The organism is Massilia sp. ST3, from assembly GCF_018119405.1.
Taxonomy (GTDB): Bacteria; Pseudomonadota; Gammaproteobacteria; order Burkholderiales; family Burkholderiaceae_D; genus Telluria.
On record NZ_JAGPWC010000005.1, the window covers coordinates 117,730 to 124,851 of the forward strand.

Below are 7,122 nucleotides of genomic sequence, written 5' to 3' on the forward strand. Positions count from 1 at the left end.
CGTTCAATCTACGCCACCAGATGAGAGAGCAGGCTAGCGAAAGGAAGGCTTGCTTCAGGGTGTCGCCGCACTGCCGCTTTGGGCTTGTGCGATGCGCTTTTGCAGATAAGCAGCCACCTCCGGATCGACTCGCTCCAGGTCATATTTGCCGTCTTTGATCATTCCAGCGTTCGCACCACAAACGAAGGCCTTGCTCGCCCAGCCTTTCGAGGACTTCGGAGGAACCAGTTTCTTGTAATCGGCCTCTACCTGCTGAGGCACACGTCGATTGAGCATGTCATCAAGCTCAGCCTTGAGGCCAGGGTTGGCCGTAGGCGCATTGACCTCTGCCCGCAGTTCATCCCGCACCCGCGCATTTTCTTCCAGCAGATCGGCGTGACGTTTCTGCCAGGCCGTAACAGCGGCGACCAGCATGTCGCGCCCTGATTTATCGGCGCTCGCGCAAAATCCTTCCACCTTCTTTAGCAGCGATAGCGTCATGGCCGGCAAATATGATGCACGACCCCGCACGAACGATTCATCGCCTGCGTCGGGGCCGTGGGCAGCCGCGAACGGCGTCAGGGAGCACACGACTATGACCGCATATAGTTTTATTCTAGTCATTGGCTGTTGACGCTTTCTTCAAATGGATTGGGCACAGCCATAGTATCCAAGATCCTAGTGGAGCTCGTCCACCTTCGCGTTGTGCGCCTGTACATTCCGGTTGAACTCGGCGAGTTGGGCCCGGCACTGCGCCATTTCGGCCGCGGTGAGCGGAGCCTTGGCAGATTCGGCTTCGGCGCATTGACCGTGCTGCGATAGCGCCAGCCAAACCACAAAGGTCGTCGAAAGCCTGGACCATGTCATTTTTTACCGTCCTATGGTTGCGGATATTCTTCATTCTCGGCCGCCGCGCGGCGTGCCTGGGTTCGAAGCATAACCATGCACTGGTCAGCAGCCGAGCTGGCGGTGGCGCTTGCGCAGGGCCAGCAGGTCCTGGCGCAGCGATTCGATCATGCCGGCGCCGCTGTTGCGCCGCTCCGCCTGTTCGCTCACCACGATCGCATCTTTCAAGCCGCGACACTCGCGATGGGCCCGGGCGCGCGGGTGCTGGTGCTTGGCGGTGGCGGTAGGGCGGGGCGCCAGGCTCGCGCCGGCGGCGTCGCAGGCTTGCTCTTTCAGGCCATCCATCCCTTCCTGTGCGCATTCGCGGATCGCCGCGCTGACCGGGTGGGCGTGGACAGGCAACGTGGTCAATAAAAGCAGCAGGCCGCCGGCAAGCGCGCCGGCAGCCTTCGTTCTGGCTGGGGTGTCGATGGTGGTCTCCATTGGACTGTGGACTTCTTGCCCGTCCGCTTGTGGCGGCGGGCTGGCGTCTCGTGCGCCGGGTGAGCGCGGAGAATACCGCAGTTAGCAAGACGACATTCTCACCAATTGTCACCTTCGGCATGCGGGCGCCGCAATGGGTAGAATGGATGGTTTGGGCGCGGTAGCGCTAGCATCAACCAGAGGAATCGATGAACAAGCAGGTAGTGATGATGGGCGCCCTGGCGGCATTCGCCGCAGGCGCGGCGGGAGCACAGGAAGTAGTGAAGATCGGCCACGCGGCCGCCGTGACCGGGCCGGTGGCCTACTTCGGCAAGGACACCGAGAACGGCGCGCGCATGGCGGTCGAGGCGCTGAATGCGCGTGGCGTGAGCATTGGGGGCAAGAAGGTGAGCTTCCAGCTGCTGGCCGAGGATGACGGCGGCGACCCGAAGCAGGCTACCAGCGTGGCGCAGAAGCTGGTCGACGCGAAGATCCACGGCATGGTCGGCCACGAGACATCGGGTACCACGATCCCCGCCTCGAAGATCTATCATGCGGCCGGCATTCCGCAGATCTCGCCCTCGTCGACCTCGCCGAAGTACACCCAGCAGGGCTTCAACACCACCTTCCGCGTGGTTGCCAACGACGTGCAGCTAGGCCAGGCCCTGGGCCGCTACGCCATCAAGGGCATGCAGGCCAAGCGCGTGGCGGTGGTGGACGACCGCACCGCCTACGGCCAGGGCCTGGTGACAGAGTTCGCACGCAGCCTGCAGCAGCAGGGCGGCAAGGTGGTGGCGCGCGAGTTCACCCACGACAAGGCGACCGACTTCAGTGCCATCATCACCCGCATCCGCGCCAGCAAGCCGGACCTGGTCTTCTTCGGCGGCATGAGCGCCACCGCCGGCCCGATGCTGCGCCAGATGAAGCAGCTCGGCATGAACGTGCGCATGATGGGCGGCGACGGCATCTGCTCGGACGAGATCTTCAAGCTCTCCGGCGGCACCATGGAGGACGGCCAGGTGGTGTGCGCCGAGGCGGGCGGCGTGCAGGGCGAGGCCAAGGCCGGCATGGACAAGTTCCGCGCCGACTACAAGAAGCGCTTCGGCATCGACGTGCAGATCAATGCACCCTATGCCTACGATGCAGTGATGACGATGGCCGAAGCGATGGTCAAGGCCGGATCGTCCGCCCCGGCGAAGTACCTGCCGGTGCTGGCCAAGATCCACTACAAGGGCGTGACCGGTCCGGTCGCCTTCGACGCCAAGGGCGACATCCGCGACGGCACCATCACCCTGTACGGCTTCAAGGGCGGCAAGCGTTCGGTGCTGACTGTCACGAAGTAAGACTCGACAAGCGGGCCGCCGGATCACTATCATCGACATACTCGACCACGATGGCATGAATCGATGACCCGCCAATTCGACGACATCCTGCTGGGCAGCATCGAGCTGTTCTGCTCCACCGCGGAGCTGGGCAGCTTCACCGCCGCGGCGACCGCGGCCGCCGTGACCCCGGCGGCGGTCAGCCGCGCCGTGTCGCGCCTCGAAGCGCGCCTGAACGTGCGCCTGTTCGTGCGCACCACGCGCACCCTGCACCTGACCGAGGCGGGGCGTGACTACTACAACCAGTGCCGCGCGGCGCTCGACCAGCTGGTCGAGGCCGAGCGCATGGTGACCGGCCGCCAGAGCGCGCCGTCCGGCCTGCTGCGCATCAGCATGCCCACGCCCTACGGCCACTACCGGGTGCTGCCGCTGCTGCCGGAATTCACGCGCCGCTATCCGGACGTGAAGATCGAATTCCACCTCAGTAACCGCAACGTCGACTTCGGCGACGAAGGCTTCGACCTCGCCATCCGCGGCCGCGCGCCGGCCGATTCGACCATGATCGCGCGCACGCTGGAAGACGCCGAGCTGGTGGTGGTCGCCACCCCCGGCTATCTGAAGCTGCACGGCACGCCCGACTCGCCGGCGGCGCTGGCGGCGCACAACTGCATCCAGTTCGCCCTGCCCAGCAACGGGCGCAACATCAGCTGGCTGTTCCGCGACGGAGAAGAAGAGATCGAGTTGCCCACGCAAGGCCTGTACGGCTGCGCGGAAGACATCCTGGGCGCGGTGACCCTGGCGCGGGCGGGTGGCGGCATCTTCCAGACCTACCGCTTCATCGTCGACGAGGACCTGAAGGCGGGGCGGCTGGTGGAACTGCTACCGAATTACGGAGGACGATCGCGGCCCTTCTGTCTGATTTATCCGCACGGGCGCCATGTGGCCCTGCGGGTGCGCGCTTTCGTCGACTTCCTGGTCGAGCAGCTGCGCAAGGGCGAGCGCGGCTGACAGCGCATCAGGGGAAGCTCAAGTCCACACTGAGCCTGCTGACGAGCACGAAGGTGATCAGCCCCAGGCCCAGGAGCGACAGAACAAAGATGGCGGCCACCTTGCCGGCCGCGCGCAGCACCTCGCGCCTCTCCATTTCCTTCTGCTTCTTCCCTTGGTCGTAATGCCACTTGATGGCGAAGAACATGCCAATGCATAAGGCGAGAACCTTGAACGTACCGGCGGCGATAGGGAACCAATCCATGATGTTGAGCCAATGCAGAGAAGAGAGGAGAGAACGTGAACGACTGTCATGCAAGGACGATGTCGCTTCAAGCCTTGAGGCATTCTACTTAAAAGCGACTTGCGTCCGTTGAGACAAAATGTCCCAGTTGAAATCCATACAAGAGAATTCAAAGGAAGTCCGCAAGATTCATTACATCGTGTATCGATTGAATTGCTGGTGATCACCTTTTTCCGCTAGCCCGGGCTGCCTATAGTCAGGCCATGGATGGCGCACTGTCGCCGCCGTCCACTCAACACCGGACCAAAGGAGCGCACCATGCAAGCAGCAAACCGTACCGTCGTCATCACCGGCGCCTCGAGCGGCATCGGCCTGGCCCTGGCCGAGGCCTACCTCGCCCGCGGCTACAACGTGGTGGGCAATGCCCGCAGCGTCGAGCGCCTGGAGCAGGCCAAGGTGCAGCTGGGCAGCCCGGACAACTTCTATGGCGTGGCGGGCGACATCGCCGAGCTTGACACCGCCGAGGCCCTGTTCACGGTCGCCAAGGCGCGCTTCGGCAAGGTCGACATCCTGGTCAACAACGCCGGCATCTTCAACGCCAAGCCCTTCACCGCCTATACCGAGGACGACGTGAACCGCCTGGTGGCCACCAACCTGATGGGCTTCTTCTATCCGTCGCAGCAGGCGGCCGCGCACATGGCGGAAACCGGCGGCGGCCACATCGTGAACATCACGGCCAGCATCGCGCTGCAGCCGAACGCCAAGGTGCCGGCCGCGCTGCCGGTGCTGGTCAAGGGCGGCCTGAACGCCGCCACCCGCGCGCTGGCGCTGGAACTGGCCCCGCAGAACATCAAGGTGTCTGCGGTGGCGCCCGGGATCATCGACACCCCGATGCACGACATCGGCTACCACGAGTTCCTGCGCACCCTGCAGCCCACCGGCCGGCTGGGCCGGGTGCAGGACATCGTCGACGCGGTGCTGTATCTCACCGACGCCAGCTTCGCCACCGGGGTGGTGCTGAACGTGGATGGCGGCGCCACCGCCGGCACCTGGTAAGCGGTCGCAGCCAAGGAGAACGCCATGCCCTGCATCCTGATCCAGGTCGCCGACGACGGCGCCTGGCGGCAAGTGAACATCCGGCGGCGTTGACGATCGCGGCGGCCGCCCGGCCGCCGCTTTTCCTCGGGAGGACATCATGCAAGACCATCAAGCCATTCTCGTCGTGCTGGCCGACTACTTCACGGGCCTGTACACCGGCGACACCGACCTGCTGCGCACCGTATTCCATCCGCAGGCAGCGCTGTTCGCCGACGTGCGCGGCCAGCCCTACTACAAGCGCGTGGAAGACTACCTCGAGGCCGTCGAACTGCGCGCCGCGCCGCAGGAGCGGGGCGAGCCTTACCAGATGCGGGTGCTGTCGCTGAACGTCACCCACAATATCGCGACGGCCAAGGTGCACGTGCCGGCGCTGGGCTTCAACTACGTCAACTACCTGTCGCTGGTGCGCATGGACGGGGCCTGGATCATCGTCAGCAAGGTCTTCGCCGACGTGCCGCAAGCGGGCTCAAAACTACCCGCCAACCCTACGGCGACATGCGCGGCCTAACGGGTGGCGCGGGCCAGCAGCTTGTGGATTTCGGCGGCGATCACGTCGACATGGGTCTCGAGCGCGAAGTGGCCGGTGTCGAGCAGCTGCACGACGGCGTTCGGATTGTCGCGGCGGAAGGCCTCGGCGCCGGGCGGGATGAAGAAGGGATCGTGCTTGCCCCAGATGACCAGGGTCGGCACCTGGGCCGTGCGGAAGAACTGCTGGAAGCGCGGGTACTGTTCCAGGTTGTTCGCGTAGTCCAGGAAGAGGTCGAGCTGGATCTCCTGGTTGCCCGGGCGCTGCATCAGCGCGACGTCGAGGTGATAGGCCTCCGGCGCCACGCTGTCCGGATTCGCCACGCCGTGCACGTATTGCCACTTGGTGGCGTCGAGCGTCAGGAAGCCGCGGATCGTCTCGCGGTTTTCCGGGCTCGGGTCGGCCCAGTAGCGCTTGAGCGGCGCCCAGGCGTCGCCCAGGCCTTCGAGATAGGCATTGCCGTTCTGCGAGACCAGGGCCGTCACCCGCTCAGGATGGGCGGCGGCCAGGCGCAGGCCGGTGGGCGCGCCGTAGTCGAACACGTAGAGCGCATACTTTTCCAGCGCCAGCGCATCCACGAAGGCTTCCATCGTCAGCGCCAGGCTGTCGAAGGTATAGACGTAATTGCGTTCGGCGGGCACTTCGGTGAAGCCGAAACCGGGCAGGTCGGGGGCGATGACGCGGTACTGCGTGGCCAGCAGCGGGATCAGCTCGCGGAACATGTGGGACGAGGACGGAAAGCCGTGCAGCAGCAGCATCACGGGCGCGTCCCGCGGACCGGCTTCGCGGTAGAACACCTTGACGCCGTCGGCCTCGACGGAATGGAAGCTGGCGCGGATGGGGTGGCTTGCGTTCGACATGAGGATCTCCTGAGGTGGGTGAGGTGAAACCTGCTAAAATCGTTTATGCAGGTTACGGAGAATAGGCTACACCTATTTCGTAACCTGTCAAGAGTATTTTTAGGGGTTACATCAAGGAGCGGCGATGGACACGCAGTCTGCTGGGAACAAGGTCGAGCTGTACGGGGATCATCCCGCGCTGGACCTGATGAACACGGTCATGACCCTGGATGGCGGCCAGGTCGAGCGCTGGGGCAGCGACGCCGAGGTGCTGGCCTGGCTGCGCGGCGCCGTGCCCGCCGTGGTCGAGCTGCCCGAGCGGGCCGCACCGGGCCTGCTGGAGGCGGCGCGCGTACTGCGGGAACAGCTGCGCGCACTGGTCGCGCAGCGCAAGGATGGCGAACCGCTCGACCTGGCGCTGCTCAACGGCTTGCTGGCGCGCGCGCCGCGCCAGCTGGTGCTGCGCGGGGAAGAGGGCGGGGCAGGGCTGCGCATCCGCTACCTGGGCGAAGCGCACGACGCGCTGCTGGCGCCGGTGGTGGAGGCTGCAGCCCAGCTGCTGAGCGAGGGAAAGTTCGAACTGGTCAAGCGCTGCGAGAATCCCGAGTGCACGCTGTGGTTCCTGGACCGCTCCAAGTCGCACCAGCGGCGCTGGTGCAGCATGGGGCTGTGCGGGAATCGTCACAAGGTGGCGACGTTCAGGAAGCGCAAGGCGGGGGCCTGAGGTTCGAAAGGCGCTACAGACGGCAAAGGTCCGGTCAGCATTGAGCCCGTCGCCCCCCCCCGGCGCCGGGGGGGGCGGGGTTGGGGGGGAGCCGC

At 65.0% G+C, this 7,122-nt stretch carries 9 protein-coding genes; 5 read left to right on the top strand and 4 right to left on the bottom strand.

All coding sequences use genetic code 11. From position 1 onward, the window contains the following. Nucleotides 1-54: 54 nt before the first annotated feature. Entirely contained in the window at nt 55-480 is a 426-nt protein-coding gene (locus tag KBW98_RS03105) for a hypothetical protein (RefSeq protein ID WP_211518626.1), read from the bottom strand. Between the two features lie 450 nt (nt 481-930). Then, on the bottom strand, nt 931-1,308 hold the full coding sequence (locus KBW98_RS03110) for a hypothetical protein (protein WP_211518627.1): 378 nt from the start codon (nt 1,306-1,308) through the stop codon (nt 931-933). A 188-nt stretch (nt 1,309-1,496) separates the two neighbouring features. Here KBW98_RS03110 and KBW98_RS03115 point away from each other — a divergent pair, with 188 nt between their 5' ends. Both KBW98_RS03115 and KBW98_RS03120 read left to right on the top strand, forming a co-directional pair. Further along, nucleotides 1,497-2,630 (top strand): branched-chain amino acid ABC transporter substrate-binding protein, encoded by a 1,134-nt coding sequence (locus KBW98_RS03115; RefSeq protein WP_211518628.1) that lies wholly within the window; start codon nt 1,497-1,499, stop codon nt 2,628-2,630. A gap of 63 nt (nt 2,631-2,693) precedes the next feature. Next, nucleotides 2,694-3,617: a LysR family transcriptional regulator gene (locus tag KBW98_RS03120; protein WP_211518629.1), complete on the top strand. Its 924-nt coding sequence runs from the start codon at nt 2,694-2,696 to the stop codon at nt 3,615-3,617. A 7-nt stretch (nt 3,618-3,624) separates the two neighbouring features. Here the strand turns inward: KBW98_RS03120 and KBW98_RS03125 are convergent, their stop codons facing one another. Then, entirely contained in the window at nt 3,625-3,861 is a 237-nt protein-coding gene (locus KBW98_RS03125) for a hypothetical protein (RefSeq protein WP_211518630.1), read from the bottom strand. A 297-nt stretch (nt 3,862-4,158) separates the two neighbouring features. Here KBW98_RS03125 and KBW98_RS03130 point away from each other — a divergent pair, with 297 nt between their 5' ends. Both KBW98_RS03130 and KBW98_RS03135 read left to right on the top strand, forming a co-directional pair. Next, nucleotides 4,159-4,896: an SDR family NAD(P)-dependent oxidoreductase gene (locus tag KBW98_RS03130; protein ID WP_211518631.1), complete on the top strand. Its 738-nt coding sequence runs from the start codon at nt 4,159-4,161 to the stop codon at nt 4,894-4,896. Nucleotides 4,897-5,035: 139 nt separating this feature from the next. After that, complete coding sequence (locus KBW98_RS03135; RefSeq protein WP_211518632.1) at nt 5,036-5,446, top strand: nuclear transport factor 2 family protein; 411 nt, start codon at nt 5,036-5,038, stop codon at nt 5,444-5,446. On the opposite strand, the gene KBW98_RS03140 is transcribed toward KBW98_RS03135, so the two are convergent. Then, a complete protein-coding gene (locus tag KBW98_RS03140; RefSeq protein ID WP_211518633.1) occupies nt 5,443-6,324 on the bottom strand; it encodes an alpha/beta fold hydrolase in 882 nt (293 codons plus the stop codon). The genes KBW98_RS03135 and KBW98_RS03140 overlap by 4 nt on opposite strands. 124 nt (nt 6,325-6,448) lie before the next feature. On the opposite strand from KBW98_RS03140, the gene KBW98_RS03145 reads away from it, so the two are divergent. Continuing rightward, complete coding sequence (locus tag KBW98_RS03145; RefSeq protein ID WP_211518634.1) at nt 6,449-7,027, top strand: ABATE domain-containing protein; 579 nt, start codon at nt 6,449-6,451, stop codon at nt 7,025-7,027. Nucleotides 7,028-7,122: the final 95 nt, after the last annotated feature.

Excerpts from the sequence above, each read along its gene's own strand:
- KBW98_RS03105 (WP_211518626.1), bottom strand. The coding sequence starts at position 480 with ATGACGCTATCGCTGCTAAAGAAGGTGGAAGGATTTTGCGCGAGCGCC.
- KBW98_RS03110 (WP_211518627.1), bottom strand. The coding sequence starts at position 1,308 with ATGGAGACCACCATCGACACCCCAGCCAGAACGAAGGCTGCCGGCGCG.
- KBW98_RS03115 (WP_211518628.1), top strand. The coding sequence starts at position 1,497 with ATGAACAAGCAGGTAGTGATGATGGGCGCCCTGGCGGCATTCGCCGCA.
- KBW98_RS03120 (WP_211518629.1), top strand. The coding sequence starts at position 2,694 with ATGACCCGCCAATTCGACGACATCCTGCTGGGCAGCATCGAGCTGTTC.
- KBW98_RS03125 (WP_211518630.1), bottom strand. The coding sequence starts at position 3,861 with ATGGATTGGTTCCCTATCGCCGCCGGTACGTTCAAGGTTCTCGCCTTA.
- KBW98_RS03130 (WP_211518631.1), top strand. The coding sequence starts at position 4,159 with ATGCAAGCAGCAAACCGTACCGTCGTCATCACCGGCGCCTCGAGCGGC.
- KBW98_RS03135 (WP_211518632.1), top strand. The coding sequence starts at position 5,036 with ATGCAAGACCATCAAGCCATTCTCGTCGTGCTGGCCGACTACTTCACG.
- KBW98_RS03140 (WP_211518633.1), bottom strand. The coding sequence starts at position 6,324 with ATGTCGAACGCAAGCCACCCCATCCGCGCCAGCTTCCATTCCGTCGAG.
- KBW98_RS03145 (WP_211518634.1), top strand. The coding sequence starts at position 6,449 with ATGGACACGCAGTCTGCTGGGAACAAGGTCGAGCTGTACGGGGATCAT.